Origin of the sequence: Natrarchaeobaculum aegyptiacum, from assembly GCF_002156705.1 — an archaeon.
GTDB classification, from domain to species: Archaea; Halobacteriota; Halobacteria; order Halobacteriales; family Natrialbaceae; genus Natrarchaeobaculum; species Natrarchaeobaculum aegyptiacum.
Map to the genome: position 1 here is coordinate 1505400 of NZ_CP019893.1, position 25519 is coordinate 1530918.

General features: G+C 66.5%; 28 protein-coding genes, 1 tRNA gene and 1 pseudogene. 12 read left to right on the forward strand and 18 right to left on the reverse strand.

Annotation, left to right across the window (positions count from 1 at the left end; all coding sequences use genetic code 11):
* Nucleotides 1-34 precede the first annotated feature (34 nt).
* The 4 genes and pseudogenes from B1756_RS07445 to B1756_RS07460 form a co-directional block, all read right to left on the reverse strand.
* Nucleotides 35-1198: a nicotinate phosphoribosyltransferase gene (locus B1756_RS07445; RefSeq protein ID WP_086887966.1), complete on the reverse strand. Its 1164-nt coding sequence runs from the start codon at nucleotides 1196-1198 to the stop codon at nucleotides 35-37.
* Nucleotides 1199-1276: 78 nt separating this feature from the next.
* Complete coding sequence (locus tag B1756_RS07450; RefSeq protein ID WP_086887967.1) at nucleotides 1277-2764, reverse strand: Hvo_1808 family surface protein; 1488 nt, start codon at nucleotides 2762-2764, stop codon at nucleotides 1277-1279.
* Between the two features lie 118 nt (nucleotides 2765-2882).
* Nucleotides 2883-3240: pseudogene (locus tag B1756_RS07455) on the reverse strand (type II toxin-antitoxin system PemK/MazF family toxin).
* Nucleotides 3241-3510 carry an AbrB/MazE/SpoVT family DNA-binding domain-containing protein gene (locus B1756_RS07460; protein WP_086890090.1) on the reverse strand — a complete coding sequence of 90 codons (270 nt, stop codon included), beginning with the start codon at nucleotides 3508-3510 and terminating at the stop codon, nucleotides 3241-3243. It lies immediately after the preceding pseudogene.
* Nucleotides 3511-3676: 166 nt separating this feature from the next.
* On the opposite strand from B1756_RS07460, the gene B1756_RS07465 reads away from it, so the two are divergent.
* Both B1756_RS07465 and B1756_RS19370 read left to right on the forward strand, forming a co-directional pair.
* Nucleotides 3677-4252, forward strand: a complete 576-nt coding sequence (locus B1756_RS07465; protein WP_086887968.1) for a cysteine hydrolase family protein — start codon at nucleotides 3677-3679, stop codon at nucleotides 4250-4252.
* Nucleotides 4253-4427: 175 nt separating this feature from the next.
* Entirely contained in the window at nucleotides 4428-4601 is a 174-nt protein-coding gene (locus B1756_RS19370) for a hypothetical protein (RefSeq protein WP_161493155.1), read from the forward strand.
* A gap of 362 nt (nucleotides 4602-4963) precedes the next feature.
* Here the strand turns inward: B1756_RS19370 and B1756_RS07470 are convergent, their stop codons facing one another.
* The 3 genes from B1756_RS07470 to B1756_RS07480 all read right to left on the reverse strand — a co-directional run bounded on the left by B1756_RS07470 (nucleotide 4964) and on the right by B1756_RS07480 (nucleotide 7110).
* Nucleotides 4964-5488 (reverse strand): metallophosphoesterase, encoded by a 525-nt coding sequence (locus B1756_RS07470; protein WP_086887969.1) that lies wholly within the window; start codon nucleotides 5486-5488, stop codon nucleotides 4964-4966.
* Between the two features lie 69 nt (nucleotides 5489-5557).
* On the reverse strand, nucleotides 5558-6583 hold the full coding sequence (hemB, locus tag B1756_RS07475) for a porphobilinogen synthase (protein ID WP_086887970.1): 1026 nt from the start codon (nucleotides 6581-6583) through the stop codon (nucleotides 5558-5560).
* An 80-nt stretch (nucleotides 6584-6663) separates the two neighbouring features.
* Nucleotides 6664-7110: a thiol-disulfide oxidoreductase DCC family protein gene (locus tag B1756_RS07480; protein WP_086887971.1), complete on the reverse strand. Its 447-nt coding sequence runs from the start codon at nucleotides 7108-7110 to the stop codon at nucleotides 6664-6666.
* A gap of 143 nt (nucleotides 7111-7253) precedes the next feature.
* Between B1756_RS07480 and B1756_RS07485 the strand changes: the two genes are divergently transcribed.
* Nucleotides 7254-7577 carry a 4Fe-4S dicluster domain-containing protein gene (locus tag B1756_RS07485; RefSeq protein WP_086887972.1) on the forward strand — a complete coding sequence of 108 codons (324 nt, stop codon included), beginning with the start codon at nucleotides 7254-7256 and terminating at the stop codon, nucleotides 7575-7577.
* A gap of 47 nt (nucleotides 7578-7624) precedes the next feature.
* Here B1756_RS07485 and B1756_RS19590 read toward each other — a convergent pair whose 3' ends face one another.
* Together B1756_RS19590 and B1756_RS07490 are read right to left on the reverse strand one after the other, a co-directional pair.
* On the reverse strand, nucleotides 7625-7789 hold the full coding sequence (locus B1756_RS19590) for a DUF6757 family protein (protein WP_186336514.1): 165 nt from the start codon (nucleotides 7787-7789) through the stop codon (nucleotides 7625-7627).
* Nucleotides 7790-7879: 90 nt separating this feature from the next.
* Nucleotides 7880-8659, reverse strand: a complete 780-nt coding sequence (locus B1756_RS07490; RefSeq protein ID WP_086890091.1) for a PHP domain-containing protein — start codon at nucleotides 8657-8659, stop codon at nucleotides 7880-7882.
* 171 nt (nucleotides 8660-8830) lie between these two features.
* Between B1756_RS07490 and B1756_RS07495 the strand changes: the two genes are divergently transcribed.
* Nucleotides 8831-9118, forward strand: a complete 288-nt coding sequence (locus B1756_RS07495; protein ID WP_086887973.1) for a DUF5789 family protein — start codon at nucleotides 8831-8833, stop codon at nucleotides 9116-9118.
* A 146-nt stretch (nucleotides 9119-9264) separates the two neighbouring features.
* Here the strand turns inward: B1756_RS07495 and B1756_RS07500 are convergent, their stop codons facing one another.
* Nucleotides 9265-10326, reverse strand: a complete 1062-nt coding sequence (locus B1756_RS07500) for a zinc-dependent alcohol dehydrogenase family protein (protein WP_086887974.1) — start codon at nucleotides 10324-10326, stop codon at nucleotides 9265-9267.
* Between the two features lie 93 nt (nucleotides 10327-10419).
* Nucleotides 10420-11427 (reverse strand): DUF5784 family protein, encoded by a 1008-nt coding sequence (locus tag B1756_RS07505; protein ID WP_086887975.1) that lies wholly within the window; start codon nucleotides 11425-11427, stop codon nucleotides 10420-10422.
* Between the two features lie 178 nt (nucleotides 11428-11605).
* On the opposite strand from B1756_RS07505, the gene B1756_RS19595 reads away from it, so the two are divergent.
* Nucleotides 11606-11779, forward strand: coding sequence for a DUF5786 family protein (locus B1756_RS19595; RefSeq protein ID WP_228434535.1), 174 nt, complete (start codon nucleotides 11606-11608; stop codon nucleotides 11777-11779).
* Here B1756_RS19595 and B1756_RS07510 read toward each other — a convergent pair.
* The 3 genes from B1756_RS07510 to B1756_RS07520 are packed head-to-tail and all read right to left on the reverse strand — an operon-like array spanning nucleotide 11776 to nucleotide 14529.
* Nucleotides 11776-12513: a DUF7530 family protein gene (locus B1756_RS07510; RefSeq protein WP_086887976.1), complete on the reverse strand. Its 738-nt coding sequence runs from the start codon at nucleotides 12511-12513 to the stop codon at nucleotides 11776-11778. The two genes, B1756_RS19595 and B1756_RS07510, sit on opposite strands and share 4 nt — an antisense overlap.
* Nucleotides 12510-13451: an NAD(P)H-binding protein gene (locus tag B1756_RS07515; RefSeq protein ID WP_086887977.1), complete on the reverse strand. Its 942-nt coding sequence runs from the start codon at nucleotides 13449-13451 to the stop codon at nucleotides 12510-12512. The genes B1756_RS07510 and B1756_RS07515 overlap by 4 nt, the downstream gene beginning before the upstream one ends.
* 55 nt (nucleotides 13452-13506) lie before the next feature.
* Nucleotides 13507-14529 (reverse strand): YkgJ family cysteine cluster protein, encoded by a 1023-nt coding sequence (locus tag B1756_RS07520; RefSeq protein ID WP_086887978.1) that lies wholly within the window; start codon nucleotides 14527-14529, stop codon nucleotides 13507-13509.
* 139 nt (nucleotides 14530-14668) lie between these two features.
* Between B1756_RS07520 and B1756_RS07525 the strand changes: the two genes are divergently transcribed.
* Nucleotides 14669-14914, forward strand: coding sequence for a DUF7561 family protein (locus tag B1756_RS07525; protein ID WP_086887979.1), 246 nt, complete (start codon nucleotides 14669-14671; stop codon nucleotides 14912-14914).
* A 216-nt stretch (nucleotides 14915-15130) separates the two neighbouring features.
* On the opposite strand, the gene B1756_RS07530 is transcribed toward B1756_RS07525, so the two are convergent.
* Nucleotides 15131-15219, reverse strand: a tRNA-Gly gene (locus tag B1756_RS07530).
* Nucleotides 15220-15404: 185 nt separating this feature from the next.
* On the opposite strand from B1756_RS07530, the gene B1756_RS07535 reads away from it, so the two are divergent.
* Nucleotides 15405-17297, forward strand: a complete 1893-nt coding sequence (locus B1756_RS07535) for an ATP-dependent DNA helicase (RefSeq protein ID WP_086887980.1) — start codon at nucleotides 15405-15407, stop codon at nucleotides 17295-17297.
* Between the two features lie 275 nt (nucleotides 17298-17572).
* Here B1756_RS07535 and B1756_RS07540 read toward each other — a convergent pair whose 3' ends face one another.
* Both B1756_RS07540 and B1756_RS07545 read right to left on the reverse strand, forming a co-directional pair.
* Complete coding sequence (locus B1756_RS07540; protein ID WP_086887981.1) at nucleotides 17573-18844, reverse strand: class I SAM-dependent methyltransferase; 1272 nt, start codon at nucleotides 18842-18844, stop codon at nucleotides 17573-17575.
* Nucleotides 18837-20024 (reverse strand): 60S ribosomal export protein NMD3, encoded by a 1188-nt coding sequence (locus B1756_RS07545; RefSeq protein WP_086887982.1) that lies wholly within the window; start codon nucleotides 20022-20024, stop codon nucleotides 18837-18839. The genes B1756_RS07540 and B1756_RS07545 overlap by 8 nt, the downstream gene beginning before the upstream one ends.
* 413 nt (nucleotides 20025-20437) lie before the next feature.
* On the opposite strand from B1756_RS07545, the gene htpX reads away from it, so the two are divergent.
* Nucleotides 20438-21313 (forward strand): zinc metalloprotease HtpX, encoded by an 876-nt coding sequence (htpX, locus tag B1756_RS07550; protein ID WP_086887983.1) that lies wholly within the window; start codon nucleotides 20438-20440, stop codon nucleotides 21311-21313.
* A 64-nt stretch (nucleotides 21314-21377) separates the two neighbouring features.
* On the forward strand, nucleotides 21378-21629 hold the full coding sequence (locus tag B1756_RS07555; RefSeq protein WP_086887984.1) for a DUF7472 family protein: 252 nt from the start codon (nucleotides 21378-21380) through the stop codon (nucleotides 21627-21629).
* Nucleotides 21630-21677: 48 nt separating this feature from the next.
* Here the strand turns inward: B1756_RS07555 and B1756_RS07560 are convergent, their stop codons facing one another.
* Entirely contained in the window at nucleotides 21678-23828 is a 2151-nt protein-coding gene (locus tag B1756_RS07560; protein WP_394340698.1) for an ATP-dependent DNA helicase, read from the reverse strand.
* Between the two features lie 561 nt (nucleotides 23829-24389).
* Between B1756_RS07560 and thpR the strand changes: the two genes are divergently transcribed.
* From thpR to B1756_RS07575, 3 genes are all read left to right on the forward strand, one after another.
* Complete coding sequence (gene thpR, locus B1756_RS07565) at nucleotides 24390-24947, forward strand: RNA 2',3'-cyclic phosphodiesterase (RefSeq protein ID WP_086887986.1); 558 nt, start codon at nucleotides 24390-24392, stop codon at nucleotides 24945-24947.
* Between the two features lie 136 nt (nucleotides 24948-25083).
* Nucleotides 25084-25236: a 50S ribosomal protein L39e gene (locus B1756_RS07570; RefSeq protein WP_086890092.1), complete on the forward strand. Its 153-nt coding sequence runs from the start codon at nucleotides 25084-25086 to the stop codon at nucleotides 25234-25236.
* Nucleotides 25237-25238: 2 nt separating this feature from the next.
* Nucleotides 25239-25517: a 50S ribosomal protein L31e gene (locus B1756_RS07575; protein WP_086887987.1), complete on the forward strand. Its 279-nt coding sequence runs from the start codon at nucleotides 25239-25241 to the stop codon at nucleotides 25515-25517.
* The last annotated feature ends 2 nt before the right edge of the window (nucleotides 25518-25519 follow it).

Below are 25519 nucleotides of genomic sequence, written 5' to 3' on the forward strand. Positions count from 1 at the left end.
ACCGTGTGTGTACTGGCAACGTGGCGAAGACGGCCTACTCGCCGGCCAGCGGATCGAATCCGACCGCCTCGGCGTCGGCCAGACACCGCTCGGTCGCGGCCTCGAGGTCGAACTCCCGGACGACCTCGCCGTCGCGGAGCAGGGGCTCGAGCAGCGCCTCGCCGTCGTCGGGGCCCTCGCTGTCGGCGAGCGTGACGTGGTGGCCGCCCTCGGCGGTCCGATAGACGTCCTTGACGCCAGAGAGTTTGCCGCGTTTGGAGATCGGTTTCCCGTCTATTTCGACGATGTCGAGACTGAAGTCGACCGGATCGCGGTTCGTGATGTGGCCACCGACGCCGAAGCCGTCGGCGAGGCCCCGAAGGTCGTGGAGCTGTTCGGGCCCGAGGCCGCCACTACAGAAGATATCGACGTCCTCGTGGCCGCGGGCGTCGAGTTCCCAGCGGACCTCGCGAACGATGTGGCGAAAGTCGCCCCGTCGAGAACTGGTCGTGTCGATGCGGACGCCATCGAGGTCGTCGCCGAGCGTTTCGGCCGCGAGCAAACTCTCGCTTTTTTCGTCCCAGAAGGTGTCGACGAGCGCGATGCGTGGGGTCTCCTCGGGGACGGCCTCGTCGAAGGCCCGCCAGGCGTCGGACTGGTTCCCCTCGCCGAAACAGAACATGAGCGCGTGGGGCATCGTTCCACTGGCTTCCCGGTCGAGTAACTCGCCCGCGGCGACGTGGGAGAAGCCGTCGAAGCCAGCCAGCAGGGCCGCGCGCTCGACGACGGCCGCGAGAGCGGGGTGGACGTGCCGGGCCCCGAACGAAAGGACGAGCGAGTCAGGGGCAGCCAGCCGGGCCTCGAGTGCGGCCGTCGCGAACCCGCTCGGCTGTGAGAGGAGGCCGAGCAGGGCGGTCTCGAGTTCGGCGAACGCGAGGTACGGTCCCTCGATGCGCATGACGGGGCCGCCGTCGAAGAGCTGGCCGTCCGGCAGGGCGTCGACGTCGACGTCCCGCCCGGCGAGCAGTTCGGCTGCCTCGGCGACGCCGGTGAAGACCTCGAACGCGCCGGTGGGGAACTGGTCGGCGGTCACCTCGGCGACGACGTGGGGGTTCTTCCCGGCGTGCTGGAGCGTCGTCCGGGTGCGCTCGAAGTAGGCGTCGGTCGCGGTCCCCGCGGCGATCGCCTCGGCGGGAACGGTACCGAACGAGCGTGTCATGGCCTCGAGTTTTCCGGGCAGTGCAAAAAGGTGCTCGTCTGCGGCCGACGCGTCGTGACGGGACAGGCCGGGAGACGGTTACTCGCCAGCAACTGCACCGGCGTCGACGTCCTCGAGGTCGTCGACCGAGGGCGCACGCACGATCGTCACCGTCTCGTCGTCCTGCGTAATTGCGTAGGCACCGGGGTAGTTCTCGTCGATCTCGTAGACGTCGGCATCGCCGCCGTCCACCTCGATTTCCTCGGCACCGTGGTACTCGAGCAGTTGCTCGTAGCCGTCGACGAACTCGGCGGCGTCGTCCTCGGAGACCCACTCGCTCTGCCAGACGAACCCACTGTGCTCGACGGCTGCGAGGGGGTCGTCGGTCGCGTCGGCGTCCTCGTGGACGTAGGTGACGAACTCGTCGCCGGCCCAGCCGTCGGTGTAGGGCTGATCGTAGTCGAGGTCGGCGAGGACGCCGGTCCGGCCTTCGAAGAACGCGTCTTCGCTCACGACGCCGGGACGGGCGGGGTCGACCGCGCCGGCGGCGAACATGGAGGCTTTCCCGACCTCGCCGAGGGTCTCGTTTGCGACCGCGCCGTCGATCTCGTACTGTCGCCACTCGTCGCTCGAGCGGTCCGCGACGTCGATCGAGACCGGCTCGCGCTCGTCGCCGGGCCGGATGATCTCGGAACTGCTGGCTGGCGGCTCGTCGTAGGCCGCGTCGACGGCATCCCAGCCGCCCTCCTCGAGCAGGTGATCGACGTAGTCGGGGCCGTCGTCGTACGGCTGCAGGACGATCAGGTACAGCCCCCAGTTGATCGCAGGCGAGCCACCGGCAGAGATGCTGGGCTCGAGGCAGTCCCACTCGCTCGCACACCGGTCGGCGTACTCGGTCTCGACCCAGACGGCGTCGCCCTCGATCAGGCCGTTCTTCGCGGCGTCCTGGTCGATCGTCTCGCGATCGTACTGTGAGAGATCGAAGTGCTGATCCTGGAGGGCGTGGAGGAGTTCGTGCCCGAGAACGATCTCGTCGGTCTCGGGTTCGTCGGGGTCCTCGGCGACGAGGACGATTTCGTTCGTCGCCGGGTCGTAGTAGCCGCCGACGGTCCCGTCGTAGAGCGCTTCGACCTCGCTATCGGCGGGCGTCTCACGGTCGGCGAGGAACAGCGCCTCGAGGTAGACGTTCTGGTGGAGCCGCTGCTCGTCGGTGACGTTCCCGAAGAGGTCCGCTTCCTCCTGGAACTCATCGCGGGAGAGGACCTCGACGGGCACCTCCTCCTGGAAGGTGAGCCCCCGGATGTGCTCGACGCGGGCCATCGAGCGGTAGACCACCGCCTCGAGCTCGTCCTCGGTCAGCGCGGCCGAGTCACGGTCGTCGACGGGGAGGTCGTCGTCGTACCAGTAGCCCTCGACGTAGCCGACGGTCTCGCTGGTCGACGGTTCGTCGGGTCGGTCGTCGGCAAGAAGATTGGGGCCGTCCCCCGGGAGGACGGCGAACAGCGCGCCGGACGCGAGGGCAACGGCGAGGAGGGCGACTGCGGCCACCGCGAGGATGGCGAGAACCTGGTTGCGGCTCGAGTGCATGCGAGATAGCATTCGATAGGGAGGCGACTACAAAAAGCGCGGTGATCGTCCACGTGCCGCGTGGCAGGGAGAGGACGGCCACGCTACCACTGGTCGTCGTGGTACAGTTCGGCGGAACTTACCACGAGCTGCGCAATCCGAGACTGTACTCGAGGGCGGTATCGACGTCGTCCATCCGTTTGTCGGGGATGGACCCGACGACACGTTCGATCCGGTGTTCGATCGACACCGTTCGGATCTGGCTGCACATGGCGACGGAGTCCTCGCGGAGGTTGCTTTCGTCGGCCGTCACGAGCACTTCGAACGGATACAGTTCGTCGTCGAACGACGACGTGAACGGAACGATGATGGTCGTGGGTGCCGTTTTCGTTCCCGACGTTGTTCTGCACGGCGAGACACGGTCGTGTCCCGCGCTGCTCCGATCCTTCCGTCGGATCGGGTTCGACGATTACGATGTCTCCCCGGCGTACCTCCATCTACTCCCACTCCGGCGCGTCGCCGAGATACTCGTCGGCCTCTCGTGAAACGCCATCCATCTCGTTGGTGAGTTGTCGGAGGTGGGCAGCCCGTGCGCGGTATCCGGCTGCCATCTCCGCTCGAGAGATCGGTTTCTCGATGACGATCTTTCCCGATTCTTCGCGGATTTCGACCTCGTCACCGCCGCTGATGTCGAATTCGTCGCGAAGCTCCTTCGGGATCGTGACCTGCCCCCGGTCGCCGACGCGGCGTTTCGTACCCTGACCCATACACATTCATATCATATTCATACCCTGAAGTGCAGCGGTCGGCGAGAACCGTTTCCGATTACCTCGGCGGTCGAGTCGGTGGTCTCGAGCGGTGTAGCCGTCGGGGTTCGGCCACCACAACAGCACCGCCACGAACGTTTTTACGCCCGAATCCGAATCCCCACACATGAGCCCGACCCTCGAGCCAGCACAGACGGCCGTCGTCGTGGTCGACATGCAAAACGGCTTCTGTCACCCCGACGGCTCGCTGTACGCACCGGGCAGCGAGGCCGCGATCGATCCGATCGCCGACCTCCTCGAGCGCGCCCGCGAGGCCGGCGTTCAGGTGCTCTACACGCGAGACGTTCACCCGCCCGAACAGTTCGCAGACGCCCACTACTACGACGAGTTCGAGCAGTGGGGAGAACACGTCCTCGAGGGGTCGTGGGAGGCCGAGATCGTCGCGGAACTGCCGGTCGAAGACGAGGACCACGTGATCGAGAAGCACACCTACGACGCCTTCTATCAGACGGAACTCGAGGGGTGGCTGAACGCCCGCGGCATCAGGGATCTCGTGTTCTGCGGGACGCTGGCGAACGTCTGCGTGCTCCACACCGCCGGCAGCGCCGGTCTGCGGGACTTCCGGCCGCTCCTCGTCGAAGACTGTATCGGCCACATCGAGGAGGATCACCGGGAGTACGCTCTCGATCACGCCGAGTGGCTCTTCGGCGAAGTCGTCTCGAGCGACGACCTCGAGTTCTGATCGTCGGCTGGATCCCCGAGTTCGGGTGCAGTTCCCGGGTTCTGCCTCCCGGGTTCTGTCATGCCGACCCGAGAGCATGTGACGGACTCGAGTCGCTTGAGAGGGTTTTTGGTCGCGCTCCCGAAGAAGTCGGTATGGTCGACCGAGCACCCACCGTCAGCGCGGGTGAGTCCCGGTGACGGGCTATCACGTCCGACTGCTGTACGTCGTCGGCATCGCGTTCAACGCTATCGCGCTGTACGTCTCGTGGGAGTCGGGCGAACTCCTGTTTGCGGTTACGTTCGCCATCATCATGGTGTATCTCGCGATCCGGTACTGGATGGTCGCGACGGGAACTGACGGGACGTGACCAGAGAGTTGGCAGGAGATCCAACGGAGAAGGTCCCGAAGGTCGCGACAGAGACAGCGTCTCGAGGGGAGCGTGGAGACCAGTCATCGTAGCTAAAATCCGATTTTTACCTTACGCTGGGTATAATGACTGGAAGCCCGTACTCCAGCATGCGTTCCAGGGAGCGCCCGACGATCACCCTGCCCGCGAGCGGTCCCCACTCCCGCTGACTCGCTTCGGCCCTCGGTCCCCCGACAGCCCTCCCCACCTGCCCCATCGGACCTCACCCCGCCCACTCGATCCACCAGCCCCGCTGACACTCGAGACGGTTCGGCCCCCACTTCTGTTGGGCTCTCGGTGACTGTGCGCTCGCGTCGATTTTCTCAGACGGTTCCCGTGACGTCGAACGACTCGAGGAGTGTCCCGTCCGGTTCCCTGATCTCGCCCTCGAGTCGGCCCTCGCCATCCACTGCAGGCTCGAGTACGGCGAATCCCGGCCGGTTCCCGCGCGGCTGGGCGTGACTGCCGGGGTTCAGGAGGAGACAGTCCTCGGCGTCGATCACGGTCGGTCGGTGGCTGTGCCCGAAGACGACGACGTCGGCAGCCTCCGCCCGGCCGAACATCGCCAGTCCCGTCTCGCTGCCGTCGCGTCGGTGGGTGACGGCAAAGCGGACGCCACCGGCCTCGAGGACGCGACTCGTCGGGAGGCGATCACTGACGGCGGCACTGTCGGCGTTGCCGTGGACGGCGTAGAATCGATCGCACTCGTTCTGGAAGGCCTCGAGCGCGGCGACGCTGGTGAAGTCGCCCGCGTGAATCACGACGTCGGCCTCGCGAGCGGCCGCCAGCGCCTCGCCGGTGAGTTCGTGCCCACGGTGGCTGTGGGTGTCCGAAAAGATCGCGATCATACCCGTGATTCGGTTGCCGACGCCACGTGGCTTTCGACTTCTCGCTCCACTCGGGTGGCGGGGTCGAGATCACTCGAGCCGTTCGGCCAGCTCCTCGGCGAAGTAGGTGAGGATCAGGTCGGCACCGGCGCGTTTGATCGACAGCAGCGATTCGTGGGCGACGGCCTCGAGGTCGAGCCAGCCCTTCTCGGCGGCGGCGTGGAGCATGGCGTACTCACCGGAGACGTTGTAGGCGGCGATCGGGTGGTCGAACTCCCGGCGCAGCGAGGCGACGATGTCGAGGTACGGGAGGGCGGGTTTGACCATCAGGACGTCTGCGCCCTGTTCGACGTCGAGGCGGACCTCTCGCAGGGCCTCGCGGGCGTTCGCCGGGTCCATCTGGTAGTGCCGGCGGTCGCCGAAGGAGGGAGCGCCGTCCGCCGCGTCCCGGAACGGGCCGTAGAACGCGCTCTCGTACTTCGCCGCGTAGCTCATGATCGGGACGTGCTCGTAGCCCTCGCGGTCGAGCGCGTCGCGCATCGCGGCGACCATCCCGTCCATCATCCCGCTGGGGGCGACCATGTCCGCCCCCGCCTCGGCGTGAGAGACGGCGATTCGCTCTAACGCCTCGAGCGTCGCGTCGTTGTCGACCGTCAACGTGGGGTCGTGCTCGCAGTCGGGGCCGTGTTCGTGGCCCGTTTCCCCGCGCAGTTCCTCCTCGAGCGGCCCGCAGTGGCCGTGGTCGGTGTACTCACAGAGGCAGACGTCGGTGATGACGTAGGCGTCGGTCTCGGCCGTGATCCGTCGGGTCGCTTCCTGGACGACGCCGTCGTCGACCCAGGCGCGGGTCCCGTCGGGGTCCTTGGACTCGGGGATGCCAAAGAGCATGACGGCCTCGACGCCCGTCTCGAGGACCTCCTCGACGCGGGCGACGCTCTCGTCGATCGGGACGCGCTCGTGGCCCGGCATCGACTGGATCGGGACGCGCTCGTCGGTCGTCGCGTCGACGAACACCGGCGCGATGAAGTCCGACGGCTCGAGGCTCGTCTCGCTGACGAGACCGCGAACCCGGTCCTGTCGGAGTCGCCGAGGTCGGTGGGTGAGAGTGTGGTCCATACACCGAGTTCTCGCGGCGGTCGCAAAAGCGATGCGCTCTCTCGAGGGATCGTTCGTCGGTTGCAGCTGGGCTCGAGCGGTTACTCGCGATCCTGTGTCACCGTTCGCTCGCGTTCGCCGTCCGGGGCTCGCGCCGGCGGCGTGCGACTGGCGACTCGGCCGAACAGTGCTCGACGGTCGGCGACCTCCCGGTACAGGGACTCCCGGACCGTCTCGTTGCCGGGAAGTCGGCGGAACGCTCGAGCGAGAAAGCGGGAGGGCGTCTCGACGCGAGCGAGCGTCTCCTCGATCGCTTCGCCACAGGAGTGGACCCGCTCGGCCGTCAACAGGTGTGCACACTCCTCGTAGTCGTCGGGGAGCCGCGCAAGCTGGTCCGGCGTGAGTTCCTCGAAGCCCACGAGTTCGAACTCGCCGCGCGCGGCCGCGTACTCGGCACACCACGTGCAAAACCCGCAGTCATCGTCGTAGACCAGTCGGGGCGGTCGCTCGCGGGCGTCGAGGCCACCGGCCGGATCGGCGTCGGTCATACCACTGTCGACGACCTCGAGGCGGAAAAACGCCGTCCCGACGGTGCCCGGTCGACGGTGTGAGACACCGGTAGGCCGCCCATTCTCGAGATGCAGCGAGTCCGTACTTTTAAGTTCCCGTCGACCGTCTGGACCTGTTAGCAATGGCCATAGATCCACAGTTCAACGAGAACCGCGAGAAGGTCGGTGAAGAAAACGGCGTCGCCGTCTGGGGCCCCGTCGACGAACCCGAGGAACTCGGCATTCGCGGCACCCACGTCGCCGTCGACTTCGACCTCTGTATCGCCGACGGTGCCTGTCTCGAGGACTGTCCGGTCGACGTCTTCGAGTGGGTCGAGACGCCCGGACATCCCGAGAGCGAGGAGAAGGCCGAACCGACCAACGAGGCCCAGTGTATCGACTGTATGCTCTGTGTCGACGTCTGTCCGGTCGACGCGATCGACGTCGACGCCGGTCGGACGGCCTGACTCGAGAGTCGATCGCGGAGAAACCAGCGACAGTCAGCGGAGAATCCTTACTCGGCCCGGTCGACGTCGACTTTCTCTTTCAACGTCTCGAGGCCATCGGCTTCGGCGAGTTCCTGCAGTCGCTCGCGGAAGTGCTCCTCGCAGAGCCCGACTTTGAGGCCTTCGGATTCGGCGGCGAAGGCGGCCTCGCGGTCGCAGTAGTGGCAGTGCATGAGCGGTCCTATGGCCCACGTCGCATTGAACCCTCCGCTCCCGGCTATCCGGTTCGCGGCACCGATCGAGAGTGTTCGGCAGACTGTCACTCACGACAGCCCGAGTCGTTCGAAGGCCGCCCGAGAGAGTCCGGCGCGCCCCAGCTCGTCGTCGTGGGCGTCACTCCCGCCGGTCGCGAGCAGGTCGTGGCGCTCGAGCACCTCGTCGACGAGCGCGAGACCGGCGTCGACGTCCCGTCCGTAGGGATACCACCGTTCGACGGCGTCGAGTTCGGGGGCGATCTCGAGTGCGCCTTCTGAATCGCTGTACCGGAGTGGATGGGCCAGCGAAACGACCCGGCAGGCCCCGGAGAGGACCTCGAGCCCGCGGTCGAACGAAGGAATCTCGCGAGGGACGAAACACGGGCCGTCGCTGCCGATCAGGTGAGCGAACGCGTCGGCGTAGTCGTAGTCGGCGTCGGGATGGGCGTCGATCGCGCGGGCGACATGCGGACGACCGAAGCCGTCGGTGACGGTCACGCCGAGGTCGACCTCCAGACGGTCCTCGACGCAGTCGACGATCGCCTGCCCGCGTTCGATCCGGTTCGCCTGGATCTGGTCGACCACTGACTCGAGGGCGGACGTCGACTCGACGCCGTACCCCAGCAGGTCGAGTCGCTGGCCAGTCTCGCGTTCGACGCGCAGTTCGATGCCGTGGACGATCGTTACGCCGTCGCGCTCGACGGTTGGGCCGTCGAACGGCTGGAGCCGATCGTGGTCGGTCACCGCGACGACGTCCACGCCGGCGCGCTGGGCAGCAGCAGGGACGGCCTCGAGTTCGAGCCCCCCGTCAGAGCGCGTCGTGTGGACGTGCAGATCCGCATAGACCATACGGACTCGAGCAGGCGGCAGGAGAAAGGCGTTTCTCGAGACGACCGACGCCGACCGGACGTGATCTGCCACCATCGATCGTGCCAATATAAGCCATACAAGGAATGGGGTGTGCCTAGAAAACGATTATGGACAATGTTTATAATCATTGTTCACACAGTAGGAGACGTAATGTTGCCCAACGGCGCTGGCGAGGTCATCGACGACCACGAGTACCCCGCAACCACCGAGGAACTGATCGAGGCCTACGGCGACCGGACCCTCGAACTCCCCAACGGCTCGGAAACGGTCGGCGACGTACTCGCCCGCCTCGAGAGCGAAACCTTCGAAACGCAGGAAGACGTCGAGTTCGCCGTCACCTGTGCCCTGAGCGACAAGGCAATCGGCCGCGTCGGCTACAGCGACCGCGACCCGAACCCGGTCGGTAGCCCGTACGGTCCCGAGGTCGTCTCGTTCTAGGGGTATCCCCGGCGAGGCGCGTGGCTCACTTTTCTGACGCAGCGACACCGTTTACCGTCGAGCGGTCAGTACGTCCGGACGCCTTCGAACGGTAACCACTCGGGCGTCGACGCCCCAGCGGATCGAAGCGAACCGACAGCCGGCGCTCAGAACTCGTCGATGACCGGAATCCCTTCCGTCTCGTAGTCGGTCATCGCCTCGAGTTTGTCGGAGACGTCCTCGAGGGCGATCGTCTCCGAGACGACGTCCGCGGGGCGGAGTTTGCCGGTCGCGACCATCCTGAAGATCTCGTCGTAGCGGGTCGGTGGCATGCCCAGCGAGCCGATGAACTCGATCTCCTGCATCACCATCGCGTCCGAGGGGACGGTGATCATCCCCTGTTCGTCCTGCGTGGTGAGCCCGACCTGGATGTGCTGGCCGCGGTTCCCCAGACTCTGGATGGAGTTCTGTGAGGTCGTCTGGATTCCCAGCGCGTCCATCGAGACGTCCGCACCGCCGTCAGCGATCGCCTTGACGTGGGCGGCGACGTTGTCGACGTCGCTCGCGTTGACCGTTTCGACTGCGCCCAGTTCGCGCGCCTTCTCGAGTTTGCCGTCGTCGAGGTCGACGGCGATCACGTTCGCGCCGAGCGCGTCGGCGATGTGGACCGCCGAGAGGCCGACGCCGCCGACGCCGTGGACCGAGACCCAGTCCCCAGCGTCCACGTCAGCACGGTGGGCCAGCGCGTGAAACGACGTCATGAATCGACAGCCAAGCCCGGCCATGTCGACCGAGGAGACGCCGTCGGGGAGTTCCACGAGATTGTGGTCGGCTGCAGGAACGTGGACCTGCTCGGCGAAGGCCCCCTGAACGACCGAGATGAAGCCAAGCGGCATCACGTTCTCGCAGGTGTTCGAGTGGCCGCGTCGACACTCGTGACAGGTCCCGTCGCCGAGGTTGAACGGGACGGCGACGTGGTCGCCCTCGGAGACGTTCTCGACTTCCTCGCCGACGGCGACGACCGTTCCCGCGGGCTCGTGGCCAAGGATCTGTCCCGGCTGTGTCTCGAGCCCGAGCCAGCCCCAGTCGCCCTGCCAGCCGTGCCAGTCGCTCCGACAGACGCCACAGGCCTCTACCTCCACGACGGCACCCGTCGCATCGGGCTCCGGTGCGTCGACGTCTTCGATCGATAACGGTTCACCGTGTTCCTCGAGAACTGCAGCTCGCATGGTCGTTCGTGTTCCATGTCACCGATGCCCATATAACTATGCGTCCATCACAGCGGGTGCAACGGGAACAGGCGTCGAAAACGCTGCCAGCCGTCAGTCGACGAACTCGAGCGCCGACTCGAGCTCGAGGGGCACCGAGCCTTTCCGGTAGCCCTCGACACGTCCGTTCGGCCGCGCGCGGTAGACGACGGCCGGGCGGTGGTGGACCTCGGGGCGTTCGCCGCGGACGGCGTTCCAGGCGTCGTCACGGAACGACGAACAGTCGACGAAGAGGACGGCACCGCCGCCGTGGCGGGCGAGCTGGCCGTCGGTTTTCGTCTCGGCAGTGTCGCGGACGGCGGCGACGGGACCGGCGGCCGCGCGGTTCGTCGGCGGCTGTGGACGGGTGACCTCGACGAGGACGTTCGTCTCGTCGTCGGTCGCCCGGAAGTCGAGTGAGTGGCCCGTCGTGACCTCGATCTCGGGTTCGACGTCGTAGCTGGCGTCGACGAGAATCTTCGCGGCGATGAACTCGCCGACGGCGGCGCTCATACGGACGCGGTCGACGTGGCTGCTCGTGCCGAGTTTTCCGGACATGACGTGTCGGTACTCGTCTAACGCGCCGGTCGCGAGCAGATCCTCGACGTACCGGGTCGTCTCGCGCCGACCGGCGTCGGGGAAGCCGGCGGCGTGTTCACGGAAAAATGCACGGGTCGCGTCGCGGCCGTCCTTGGACATGAACACCGGGAGGAAGTACCACGAGAGGTGCGGGTAGTCGGCGAGCCACGGGTCCTCCTCGTGGAGCGTCGCGAGCAGTTCTCGCTGGGTCCACCGCGAGACGTGATAGGGCACCTCCCGCCAGCCGAACTTGTCGGTGCGCCACAGCGAGGAGGGCGTCTCCGTATTGCCCATCCAGTAGGCTTCCTCGCCGTTGCGGGCGAACAGCGCGAGGTCGCCGTTTTTCATCTCGAAGCGGTGGGTCTCCCAGTTGCCGCCGATCTCGAACCGCGGAGCGACGGCTCGAGCGCCGATGTTCGACCGGAGCGGCTGGAGTATCTTCTGTCTGACGCGTTGCTCGCTCCAGTGTGTGGGCGAGTATCGAAAGCGAAGCGGCCGTGCCACGCCTGTCGATAGGAGACGGTGCCGGATATACTGTTCGTTGTGCCGACACCCAGCCCTCGAGAAGTCACCGAGTGTGACGAGAACTCGGCGATGGTCACCCGATTCAGACGTTTCAGCGAGCGTGGATGAACGACCGTTACATTCATGTGCGACAGTCGCCAATGTGTGTATACCTACCATGTCAATGGGTGCCTATGACGAAGACGAGCACGAGCGCCGTGAAAAGCAGGCCTCGAGAGTGGACGCGGACTTCGACGACGAGCGGACGATCTACCACGGCGAAGTCGAGTACGACTCGGGCGACTCTGCAGAGGAACTGCTCAGCAAGTTCGAAGAGATCAAGACGGACTAGCGCTTGCCGACTGGTTTTCGTCCGTTCGTCTCATCGCTCCGCCCGAGTGCCATCGACAGTGTTGCGACGACGACCACCGCGACGACGTGTCCACAGAGCGTCGCGAGCAAAAGCGGGTGCTCGACCAGAAACGGAACCAGCAGTAACTGCACTCCCGCGAAGCCGACGTTCAGCGCGTCGACCCGCCGGTAGCCTCGTGCCGTCTCCGCGTCGAACTCGTAGACGAGCGCACGCCAGAGCCCGACGACGCTCGCCCACCAGCAGGTTCCGATCCGATAGACGACGTCCCACAGCACGAGCAACGCCAGTGCAACAGCGATCGCCGGCGGCTCCGCCCCGAACAGTTCGGTGACGAGCCCGTTGTCGCTCCCAGCCGGGTCGAGCACGAACAGGTACGTGACGAGTGCCACGAACGCGAACACGCCGAGAACGACGTCGATACTCGAGCCGAACAGGAGCCGCCGGTACCCCGTCGGCGTCGGTAGATCGCGCACTCGGCGGCTGAATCGCACCATGAGCCAGCTCCCGATCGTGGCGACAGCGACGGCGACGGTCCCGGGAATCACGGCCGCCCAGAGGTCGTAGACGGCCGCGACGATCAGGATCGCAGCCTCGAATCCGACGAACTGGATCGCAATCGCCGTCCGTGCAGCGACTCGCAGCCCCGGCACCGTCCCGAGGAGGCTCTCGTATACCCAGGTCTCGCCGTACTCCGGGCGCGAAGTCGACGTCATTCGGCGATCCGCCCACCGGATACCGTCGTCTCGGCAGCGTCCCCGTCGACTTCGAGCCCCGCGGCCCGTCTGACGGCGACGTCGAACGGCGTCGGCTCGAGCCCGACCAGCCGTTTCAACCGGTCGTCGTCGACGACCACGGGGTTTCGAAGGCCGTCGATCAGTGGATAGGCAACCGTCGGTGACACGTCGGTGACCAGCCCGACCCAGTACGCCGAGACTCTGGGACTCAACACCGGAACCGGGACGATCAGCGGGCGGCGACCGACGACGATTTCGGCAGTCCTGATCAACAGCTCACGGTAGGTGAGGACGTCCGGGCCACCGATTTCGTAGGTCTCTCCGGCCGTCTCCGGTCGCTCGAGGACGGCCAGACAGTAGGCAACGACGTCGTCGATCGCGATCGGCTGACACTCCGTGTGAATCCACCGGGGCGTCACCATCACCGGGAGTCGGGTTGCAAGCTGTGTCAGCAACCGGAAGCTCGCGCTCCCGTCACCGACGATGATCGCGGCCCGGAGGACGGTCACCTCGGCAGCCCCGTCTGCCAGCACCGATTCGACCTCGCGCCGGGAGGCAAGATGTGCCGAGAGTTCGTCCACGTCGCTGCCGAGTCCGCTCAGGTAGATCACCCGCTCGAGTCCTGCGCCAGTCGCCGCCCGTTCGAAGTTCCGGGCGGCGCGTCGATCCCGTCCGGCGAAGTCGCCGCTCGCGTCCATCGCGTGAATCAGGTAGAAAGCGACGTCGACGTCCTCGAGCGCCGGCTCGAAGCTTCCCGGCTCGAGGACGTCGCCTTCGACGACGGTGAGCTCACCCGGCGGCTCGTAGCCGTCGGCATCTCGCACGAGGACGGTCACCTCGTGGTCGGTCTCTGCAAGCAACGCGGCCACGAGTCGACCACCGACGAATCCCGTCGCCCCCGTCACGAGTACGTTCATGCCTGCGTTTGGGTCGCTGCCGGCTTAACCATCGCCACGAACGCGCTGCAGCCGATCACTCGAGATCGTCCCATCCCGGCGTCGTCGGTGCGCCGCGAGCCTCCTCGATTTCGACTGCGACGGCTGGTGACGGCGTTCCGTCCGCTCGCTCTCGGCGACGGTGCCACTCGCAGATCGCGGGTTCGACCCAGGTAGCGCCGTCCGTCTCGGCTGGCTCATCGAGTGCCTGCTCCCGGCCCCACTCGCGGTGATACTCGGAAATCGCGAACGTACCGGGGCTCGAGGCGGCCGCGACGGCCAGACACGTCGCCCGATCCTCGCGGGTCGCCTCGCCAGCAGCGAGCCGCTCGATGACGCCCTCGAGTGCGTCGGGATCGGGGTGACAGAAGAGCTTCTGTCCGATCGCCTGCGTGCCGAGCAGCAGGTCCTCGAGGTCTCCCGGGCCGGGAACCTCGTCGTCTATGAGGCGGTCGCCGCCGGCGACGGCCTCGACGCGGCGACACTCCGGCTCGGCCTCGAGCGCGAGGGTGTGGGCCGGGTAGGCCCCGCACTCGGCCGGGAACAGGTCGGAGTCGTGGATCCGACACTGGAGCGTCGTCGGATCGAGGAAGACGCAGGTCGGGAGCCACACGGGCTCGTCGCGACCGAACGGCGCGACGGGTTTGGAGGGTTTTCGCAGGCCGACGAGGAACGCCGGCCGACCCGCGACTGCGGCGACCGAGCGTCCGTCGATCTCGAGACCCTCGCACTCGTCGCTGACGGTGAAAAAGCGAGGCGTCAGGGCCGCAGCCAGCCCCGCCTCGAGGAACGCCCGGACCTCGTCTCGAGTGAGCGGGACGAAGTTTGGGTCGTCGTCGAGGGGCTGACGGCGTGGGGCGTCCCCGGCCTCACGGTCAGGGGTATCGACGTCATCGGCGGCTTCCGCTGCGACGAACGGCCCGCGACCGCCACGGGTGGCGCGGGGACCGTAGCCACCTCGAGTGGAGCCGTCGCGTTCGCGATCCTCGGGATCGGTACCCGACAGGAGTCCGCGCCAGTCCATACAACAGCCCGCACAGCCCTCGCAGTTCACCTCCATCGCCAGTGGACTACGGGACCCATCGACGTAAGTCGTGCCCTCAGTGAGGAGCGGTTCAGGCTCGAGCAGGGGTCGTCGCCGACCACGGTCCCTCTCGCCCAGGGGAACGACTTTCCCACCGGAGCCCCGACCGGAGGACATGGCACGGCACACCTGCGACGGCTGTGGGCGACGGGTCAGCGTCGCGGGCGGCATGGAGAACCTCTGGACGTTCGGTCAGGACGACGGCAGCGCGGGCACGGCGATGACCCTCGAGTTCGACGACGGGGCCGAGTACCTGCTGTGTTACCCCTGTCTGCAGGTGCTCCCCGACGAGCCAGCCGAGGGCGACGTCGATCGTCTCGAGCAGGTCGACGAGGAGACGTCGCGCCTGCGGTCGGCGTGAGCGGGTGGATACGGGTCCGGCGCTCGAGTGCCTGCGCTCGGGGCGAATGGTTCCGGGACGGACAGGGGAAAGAACGGGTAGGGGTGTTTGGGGGAGGCGGACACTGGCACGCAGCCCACCGAGGGTGCGGGCACGGTCGCAGATCGCAGCCGTGATCGACGGCACGGCACTGTGGACGCTGGTTAGCGGGCGACTCCGCCACCATGGCGTCCGAAGCGGAAGGGGTGGGATTTGAACGCCACGAGGCTGTGAAGCCGCCGCGGGCCAGGTGGCACCGCGGTGCTCTACCGCTGAGCGACCCTTCCGCACGTCGATCCGAAGGCGGATTTCGTATTTGTAATCGGTCGGCTACCCGGTCGTAACCCCGGCCTACGGCGACGAAATGGACGCCGACGGGCAGGTAGGCAAGCGATACCAGCCCTCGTGTCCCGCGAATCGCGGGGCGGCGGAAAGATAGTCTTTAGGGCCGGCACGTGCAAGCACGGAGACGGTGAACCCCGACCGGATCTTCGAGGCCTTCCCCGCACCGAGTTATCGCGGGGCCCAGGAGCAAGCCCTCCGGGACATCCGCGACGCGTTCGCGGCTGGTAACGACGTCGTCCTCGTGCGCGCACCGACCGGCAGCGGCAAGTCGCTGCTGGCGCGAGCGGTCGCCGGCTGTGCCCGCGAAATCGACGAGGCAGCACCGAGCGAGGCCACGGGTGCCTACTACACGACCCCGCAGGTTTCACAGCTCGACGACGTCGCCGAGGACGACCTCCTCTCCGATCTGAACATCATCCGCGGGAAGTCGAACTACACCTGCATCCTTCCACACGAGGAACGGACCCCGGTCGACCAGGCCCCCTGCGTGCGCGAACGGGGCTACGACTGTGCGGTCAAACACCGCTGTCCGTACTTCTCCGACCGGGCGATCGCCTCCAACCGAGAGATCGCAGCGATGACGCTCGCGTACTTCATGCAGACCGCCGGCAGCGAGGTGTTCCGCAAGCGTGACGTCGTCGTGATCGACGAGGCCCACGGCTTAGCCGAGTGGGCCGAAATGTACGCGACGATCCAGCTCGGGCCGCGAACCGTTCCGTTCTGGGACGAGTTGCGCGTCCCGCAAGTCGACTCGATCGACCGCGCCGCTCGCTACGCCGAGAACCTCGCCGGTACCTGCGAACGCCGCAAAGACGACCTGCTCGGTCAGCAGTCGCTCACCCCCGGCGAGGTCCGCGAACGCGACCGCCTCCAGGAACTCATCGGCGAACTCGAGTGGTTCGTCAGAGACTACCGGGACCCCCAGAGTCCGACGACGTGGCTGGTCGACCAGAGCGACGCGGACTCGAGCGACGGTGGCGGCGGTGACGACGACGGGGACGAGCAGGGCGGACCGCTGACGATCAAGCCGATGAACCCCGAGAAGTACCTCGCCCACACCGTCTGGGACCGGGGCAACAAGTTCGCGCTCCTCTCGGCGACCATCCTCAACAAGGACGCCTTCTGCCGACACGTCGGCCTCGACCCGAGCAACGTCGCGCTGGTGGACGTCGAGCACACGTTCCCCGTCGAAAACCGCCCGCTGTACGACGTCACCCAGGGGAAGATGACCTACGAGCACCGCTCGGAGACCATCCCCAAAATCGCGCGGACGATCGTCCGGCTGATGGCCCGCCACCCCGACGAGAAGGGACTGATTCACGCCCACTCTTACGACATCCAGGCCCAGCTGGCCGAACTCCTCCGCGATTTCGGCGTCGGCGAGCGCATCCGCGTCCACGACCGTGACGGCCGCGACGCCGACTTCGAGTCCTGGAAAGCCAGTGACGATCCCGACGTCTTCATCTCGGTCAAGATGGAGGAAGCCCTCGACCTCAAGGGCGACCTTTGTCGGTGGCAGGTCATCTGCAAGGCCCCCTTCCTCAACACGAGCGACTCTCGCGTCGCCCACCGCCTCGAGGAGGGCCAGTGGGCCTGGTACTTCCGGGCGGCGCTGCGAACCGTCATCCAGGCTTGCGGGCGAGTCGTCCGCGCGCCCGACGACCACGGCGCGACCTACCTCGCCGACTCGAGCCTGCTCGATTGCTTCGAGCGGGCCCGCACCGACATGCCCGACTGGTTCACAGAGCAGGTCGACCGAATGCAAACGCCGGAGTTGCCGCCGTTCGATCCGCAGGCGGCACTCGGGGGGTCGACGCCGACGGGTAAGTCGGCCGGCTCGAGTGCGGGACGGGCAGGCGGCGGGTCTCGAACGGGGTCGACCGCGGCTAGTTCCGGGACCAGCACTCGAAACGGTTCTGGCAGCGGATTCCGGTACGGCCGCTCGAGCAACGGGGACGGAGACGGGGACGATGGCGGCTCGCGCTCGAGTCCGCTGGCTGACGTCTGGGACACGGACTGACAGCGTGCCCGCTCGAGAGAGGAAGCAGCCCCAGAACACGAAGAGTCACTGTACCCGAGCAGTACGCCTCGAAGGAGTCGTCGCCGACGGTGAGCGTCGCTCAGAACGCCGCGAGCGCGCCCCAGGCGATCATCGACGTCATCATCAGGACCGCAAAGAGGACGGCCATGATCTGACTGATGTTCATACGGGTCGGTACAGCCCCCTGGAGCATGAATGTCACGACCCACCCTCGTGACTGGGTCTCTCCGCCGAGACGAAAGCACGCAGCCCGGTTACTCGAACCGGGCGTCCACGACGACGTGTTCGACGCCCGCGCTGTGGCTCTTGACCCGTCGTTTCTCGAGCACCTCGAGCTCCCGGTCAGCCCGATCCGCGGCGGTCTCGAGGCGCTCGAGCGGGCGATCCCACAGCCGCGGTTCGGGCGTCGCCTCGTGGTAGTGGACGACGCCGCCGGGGGCGAGCGCCTCAAGGGCGTCGGGGAGGAACTCGTGGGCCTCGTCGGTGCGGGTGGCGTGGGGGCCGTCTGAACGAGCGGCGTGGGCCTCGTCGCTGGGGGGTGCAGGTTCGTCCGACTCCGCGTCGTGGCCGTCGTTTCTCGCCCCCGACGAATCGCTCGAGCCGTAGTAGCCCATCACGATCCGGTCGACCTCGAGGTCACCCGCGAGGTCCCGACAGTCGGTCATGTAGGCGTCGACGCGATCTGGGACGTCGTTCAGCATGGCGTTCTCGAGCAGGTAGCGGAAGGCAGTCGGGTTCAGTTCGGTAGCGGTGACCGAGGCACCGGCGCGAGCCATCGGGAGGGTGAAGTAGCCGATGCCGGCGAACATGTCGAAGACGCGCTCGCCCTCGCTCGCGAGGTCGCCCATCCGCGCGCGTTCGGCCTGGTTGCCCGGCGAGAACATCACCTGCGCGGGATCGAGACCGTAGCGGGTGCCGTGTTCGGTGTGGATCGTCTCGGTATCTGCCTCGCCCGCGAGCAGTCGCGTCCGGGGCTCGCGGTAGGTTCCAGCCGCGCCGTCGTTCGCGATGCCCTCGTCTGCGAGCACGCTGTCGGCCTCGCCGTGGCACTCGAGCAGCGCCTCGGCGACGTCGGTCTCGTCTGCACAGTCGTCAGGCAGGCGAACGAGGATCACCGAGCCGATCACGGCCCACGAGCCCGGTGCAGACTCGAGGTCTGCGTCGCTCCAGCCCCACTCGGCGAGCAGGTCCTCGAGGTCCGGACTCCGGGGTTCGGGATCGACCTGTCGGACGACCTCGAGCACGCGCGTCTCCGCGGGTGGCTCGAGGACGGGGAGAGCGACCCTGTCGGGGCCATCCTCGCGGGTCTTCGACCCGTTCGGTTGATTCGAGGGCTCCGCGTCGCGTCGCCCTCGCGCCTCCATGACCTTTCGGGAGTCGTCGTAGACGCCTTCGGCGCGAAGGGACGCGATGGCCGTCTCCGTGCGCGGCTTCTCGACGACGGCGGCGAGTGGCGCGTCGTCGGCTGCTGGCGGGAGCACGGCCTCGAGGTCGTCGGTCGCCGGCTGCTCGCCCCCGTCAGTCATCGCCCTCGTCGCGGTTCGCGTAGGGGTCGTAGGGCCCGGCGTCGTCGCCCCCGGTGTCCGGATCGGGGTCGGGGAGGATGTGAAGCCCGGCGCGGCTCTTGAGCACGGGAACGGTCTGGGCGTCGGGATCGAAGTAGTCCGGCCGCGAGACCGTCTTCGCCTGATAGGTTTCGGGATCGAGAATCTGGACCGCGTTCTCGTCCTCGACGGTGACGACCGTCGTCTCGACGCCGTCCTCGAGTCGGCCCAGTCGGCGCGCGTCGGGAGAGTTGCCCTCCTCGTAGCTGGCTTCGTAGCGCTCGCCGGTGGTGACGCGGGTGCCCTTGAGGTTGCCGTGGGCGCTGCGCACGAGGACGGGGCCGTCGTCGTCGCCGTTCGTGAGTTCGATGACGTCGCCGGGGATGTACGGCGGCAGGCGGACGGCGAAGGTGACCCGGTAGACCTCGTTGCCGTCTTCGTCCTCCGTGACGAGCGTCTCGGCGTCGTTGACGGTGCCGCCGAACTCCTCGACCATCTTGTTCGAGATCTTCTTGCCGATCTTGTTGGTCGAGACCTTCATGTTCAGCCCCTCGTCGACCTCGCCCATCTCGGTGACGAAGGCGTTGCGGTCGCCCGTCGCCTCCATCTCGGCGACGACGGTGTTGGCGATTTCCTTCGCGCGGTCGATCTCCTCGCTCGTCGGCGTCCGATCCTCGGCACGGATCTGGACGATGCTGGCGTAGTAGTCGCCGGCGATCCGGCCACAGCGGGTACACGTCTGGCGGGCGATCTTCACCGGGATCATCACCTCCTCCTCGACGGGCGTCCCGCGGACGACGCCCGTGAAGTAACAGTGCATCCGGATCGTGTTCGGGTCGACCTGCTCGGGTTCGACCTGCCAGGCGACGTCGTCGACGTCGACGTGAACCCCGAGGGCCGCACTGACCTCCTCGATCGCGACGTCGGTGTAGTCGTCTGCACCGACGTCGACCCAGCGGTTCCCACGATAGACGGCCCCACACTGGGCACAGACCCGCACGTCGATCCGGTCGGGGGCGTCGACGAAGTCGAAGTCCTCGAAGTAACAGGCGTCACAGAGGTCGACCTCCGCACCCGGCCGAAGGGGATCGGCTGCGTCGCTCCCGGACCGATCCGGCACCGGGTCCCCACACCGGGGACAGAACGCACGCGACTCACTCATTGTCCGTACTAGTTAACTGAGCGAGTTAAGCACCGCGCTCTCGAGTTCGTCCCTCGAGTCTATCGGCCGGATTTCACAGTCGTCTCGAGATTCCTAGATTTCCACCCGAAACAGAGGGGTTCGAAACGGGAGTGGAGAAACTCGAGAAACGTCGATATGGGGCCCCAGAGGGCACTCATATGCGAGTTCTCGGAGTTCGAGAGACCAGTTCCCCTGCCGCTCGAGCAGGGGGCGTCGCTGTGTCAGACGCACGTCAGACACAGCCGTGCGAGTGGCTGTCAGACGTGGTCGCGTCCCGGGGTCTCCACGCGAAATGGAGGGGTTCAGCGCGACCGCTCGCGTAGTGACGGAGTCTCGAGATGTCACCGATCCCAGTGGTGAGGCTTATTCGGCTCGAGCGCCTAGGGAGGGGTATGAACTGGCAGGCGGACTGGGGTCTTCGCTTTCGGATGTTCCTGACGATGTTCCTGCTGTTCGCCCTCTATATCGTCTTCGCGGGCGTGATTACCGCCTATTACGGCGGTGGGCTGGCGGTGTTCGCGTTGCTTTTCGGCGGCATGTCCCTCGTCCAGTACTACTTCAGCGACACGCTCACCCTCAAGACGATGGGGGCGAAGGAAGTCTCCCCCGAGGAGTATCCGCAACTGCACGGGTCGGTCGAACGACTCTCCCAGCAGGCCGACCTCCCCAAGCCCAGAGTAGCGGTCATCGACTCGAACGTCCCCAACGCCTTCGCGACCGGTCGCAACCAGAAGAACGCCGCCGTCGCGGTGACGACCGGCCTGATGAATACCCTCGAGCGCGACGAACTCGACGGCGTCATCGCCCACGAACTCGCCCACGTCAAGAATCGGGACATGATGGTGATGACCATCGCCTCGTTCCTCTCGACCATCGCGTTCATGATCGTCCGCTGGGGGGCACTCTTCGGCGGCGGTCGAAACCGACAGGGCGGCGGCATCGTCGTCGCCATCGGCGTCTCGCTGGTCGTCTGGATCATCAGCTACATTCTGATCCGCGCGCTCTCACGGTACCGCGAGTACGCCGCCGACCGCGGTGCCGCCGCGATCACCGGCAACCCGACTGCGCTCGCCTCCGCACTCATGAAGATCGCCGGCGAGATGGACCGCGTCCCCAAAAACGACATGCGCGAAGAGGCCGAGATGAACGCCTTCTTCATCATCCCGATCAAGTCCGGCATCGTCGGGCAACTCTTTAGCACCCACCCGCCGACCGAAAAGCGCGTCGAACAGCTTCGGGACCTCGAGCGTGAACTGGCGACCGCCTGAGACTGCTCTCGGTACCGAACAGCCCTTCGAAGCCCTTTTGCACTGGCCCCCGGAACTACCAACCATGCTCGAGCGCGAGCGGATCATCGAAATCGTCGTCGCCGTCGCTGCAGTGTTCGTCATGATCGGCGCGATGCTCTGGATCGGTACGACCTACGGCGGCGACAACGGCGTCCTCACGACCGACGGTGCCGAAGTTCTCGTCGGCGCGATGGTCGGATTCATCGTCCTCCTGCTGGGCGTTGGGCTCGTCCTGGCGTACGTCATGAACGAACCCGAAGGGTTCGACGACGACGCAGACGCCCAGAGCTTCTGAGTGGCCGCGTTTCGGATCCAGTCCGGTGCAAGGTGCGCGCCGAGACGCTCACGGCGTCGGCGGGTCGCCATCGTAGGCGTCGTGCCCGCCGTAAAAGTTCAGCATCGCGAACTTCAACTTCTCCGGGTCGATATCGACCAGTTCCTCGCGCTCTTCGTGGGGGAACGTGCCGTTGACGCTGTATCGACCCAGATCTGACTTCGCACTGCGGGAGTAGCGTGCGTCGAGTAGCGCGCGGACGCCGACGTCCTCTGGCGAGCGGATCACCCGGCCGAGAGCCTGCCTCGTCTTCCTGATCGTCGGAATCTCGACGGCGTAGCGCCAGCCAGTCTCGGTTCCGTCGAACGCCGCGTCGTAGGCCTCCTGGACCGCTTCCGCACGGTCGTCCAGGTGCGGGTACGGAACTCCCACGACGAGCACCGTCTGGGCATCGTCGCCGTCGAAACTGACCCCCTCCGCGAGGGTTCCCCACAGGGAGGTACAGAGAATCGCGTCGTCGTCGGCGACGAACGACTGGCGGACCGCCTCGACCGACTCACCGGGCTCGTCCAGATAGACCGTCGCCGACGACAGGCGCTCGAGGCGCTCGGCGTAGCGGCTGGCCTCCCCGTAGTTAGGGAAGAACGCGAGCGTGTTCCCCGGCGTCATCCGGACGGCGTCGTGGATCGTCCCGGTGACCGTCTCCTGGACGTCGGCGTCGTCCCGGTCCGAGGCGAACAGCGGCGGGGTCTCGACGGCGAACGTCTGTCGGTTCTCGGCCGGGAACTGCAGCCCGTAGGCCATCGTCACCGGATCGGAGAGCCCGAGGACGTCCTCGGTGACGTCGAACGGCTGGATCGTCGCGCTCATCAGGACCGTCGCGGAGACCTCCTCGAAGAGCTGGCCGGTCACCTGCCGCGGCAGGCAGGTGTAGAGTTCGGCCCGGCCGTAGACCTCGTCGGTCCCGGCGTCACGGGTGACCGAGACGACGGGATAAAGCCCCTCCGCCGCCCCTTCGTCCATCCAGGCGCTGACGAACGCCGCCGACTGCAGGGTCTGACACTCCGCCCGCGTGGCCGTCTCGCCCTCGCGATAGGCCTCCTCGTACTGCTCGTCGAGTTCACGGCCAAGCTTCGCCGCCGCCTCGAGGTCGTCGCCGATCCCCCGGCCCGAATACCGCTTCAAGAACGCGAGCGTGAGGTCGTCACGACGGTCCTCGTTGGCGATGGGGACGTCCTCCCACGTCTCGCCGACCGATTCCCGGTCGCCAAAACCGAAGGAATCCTCGTAGGTCTCGACGAGTGCGTCGTAGAACGCCCGGATGACGTTCGCCGCGTCCTCGGCACGCGGGTCGTCTGCCCCCTCGAGTTCGTCGAGTGCCGACTCGAGCGTGCGCTCGGAGCAGGTTCGGGTCGCGTGCTCTCGAGCGGCGTCCTCGACGTTGTGGGCCTCGTCGAAGACCGCGATGACGTCCTCGGGGTCGCGCCCGAGCCAGCGGAAAAACTGCTGGCGAATCGTCGAGTCGAGCAGGTGGTGGTAGTTACAGACCACCAGATCGACGCCCTCGATGCCCTCCTTCAGGAGTTCGTAGCCACAGAAGCCCTCGCGCTCGGCGTACTCGTAGATCTCCTCGGGCGTCCGGACGTCGTCGTACAGCCACGCGAAGAAGTCGTCCGTGTCCCCGGTCAGGTTGTTCCGATAGTAGTCACAGACGTTCGCTTCTTCGAGGTCCGCGAGTCGGTCCTCGACCGACTCGAGTTCGTCCATGACGGCCGCACGGGCGTCTGCCGCGCCAGCGTCGCCGTCCCGACTCTCTGCGAGCAGGTCGCGCTGGCGACGCTCGAGCTGGGACCGGTCGCGTTCGGCGTCGACGAGCGCGCGGGTGTTGTCACGCAACGCCTGACACTCCTCGTAACCGACGTCGATGTGACACATCGACCCCTTTCCCTTGAACACGATGGCGCGGATGTCCTCCTCGCGAGCGATTGCCCGCGCCTCGGCGACGAACTGGCGCATCTGCTGGTGGACGTTCGTCGTGATCACGACCGTCTTGCCCTGCTGGCGAGCCACCTCGAGGGCCGGCACGAGCGACGAGAGCGTCTTGCCGGTCCCGCAGGCCCCCTCGAAGAGGACGTCCTGCCCGCGGCTGAGCGCGTTGGCGATCCGGTCCATCGCCTCCTGCTGGTTCTCGTAGGGCCGCTCGTACGGAAAGAACCGCATGTACCCGCTCGAGTCTGCCACGATACGTGAGTGGTTCCCGCTCCGATAAAAGCGTTCGTCCCTGGTCGCTATGCTATGGGTCACTCGAGGATGCGGCTGTGGCGGGTGGCAAAGGAACGCTGAATCCGTGGTCAACACCACGAAAGCCCCTGCCGGCGTCCAGTCGATGGCCTGGCGAGACGCTTCGCGCCTCGCTGGCATTCGCTTACTCCGTTCGCGAATAGCTCGCTGCGCGCTTCGGTCGCTCTGCTCCCTCCAGTGCTTGCGTCGCCCGTCTTCCCGGACGGCGGCAGCCCCTTTCATTCCCACCCATATCTCCAGACCGATCAGCCACAGCGGGTGGGAATGAAAGGGGCCGATCCGCTCGATCCGTCCCCGACGACGCAAGCACTGCAGTGTAACGAAGCGCGCAGCGAGTCGCGGATGGTTGAGCGGATCGGGGGCTTTCGTGGTGTTCAGAAGAAAAACCGGTCACCCAATCGAGTAACTGAATACGGCTCGTCGAAACGAACCCACAGATCCGATCCAAGATTCAATAGCCTCGCCGACCGACGACCACGTATGCGACTGTTCGTCAGCGTCGACCTGCCCGACGACCTCGCGGAACCGGTCGCGGACCTGCAGTCGGAGTTCAGCGAGGCAAGCGGCCTCAATTTCACCGATCCCGAACAGGCCCACGTCACGCTGAAGTTCCTCGGCGAGGTCGACGAGGATCGCGTTCCAGACCTCGAGCGCGAACTCGAGGCCGCCGTTTCCGACGCGGACGTCGACTCCTTCCGGGTTCGCTACGGCGGCCTCGGCGTGTTTTGGAGCCTCGAGTACATTAGCGTCGTCTGGCTCGGGGTCGAGGAAGGCGGTGCAGAACTGACCCGGCTCCACGAGGCCATCGAATCGCGGACGACCGCGATGGGGTTCGACGCCGAGGACCACGACTTCACGCCCCACGTCACGCTCGCCCGGATGGAACACGCCGGCGGGAAGGAGCTGGTCCAGAAGCTGGTCACCGAGCGCGAGCCGACGGTGGGCGAGACGACGGTCGAGTCGGTCCGGCTCACCGAGAGCACGCTGACGGACGAGGGACCGGTGTACTCGACGGTCGCTGCGTTCTCGCTCGAGTAGTCGGACACCCAGCGAGGTGAGTCACGATCACCGCTACCCCCGCGAAACGCGCCCGGAGGCGGCCACAGGGGCCACTCGAGGGCCCGCCCCCCAGATGGACAAGATTTTAAGCCAGCGTGGGCTACGTGCGGCTACTATGGGCAAGAAATCGAAGGGCAAGAAGAAGCGGCTTGCCAAACTCGACAAGCAGAACAGTCGCGTGCCGACGTGGGTCATGGTCAAGACCGACATGGAAGTCACCCAGAACCCGAAGCGACGCAACTGGCGGCGTAGCAACACTGACGAGTAACCATGAGTGCCAGTGATTTCGACGAACGCGTCGTGACGGTTCCGCTGCGCGACGTCAAGAAAGGCCCCAACCACGAGGCCGCAGACCTCGCGATGCGACTCGTCCGTGAACACCTCGCGAAACACTTCGCGGTCGACGAAGACGCCATCCGCCTCGACCCCTCGATCAACGAGGAGATCTGGGCAAACGGGAAATCCAACCCGCCGCGCAAGCTCCGCGTCCGCGCCGCACGCTTCGACGAGGAGGGCGAGGCGGTCGTCGAGGCCGAGGTCGCCGAGTAAAC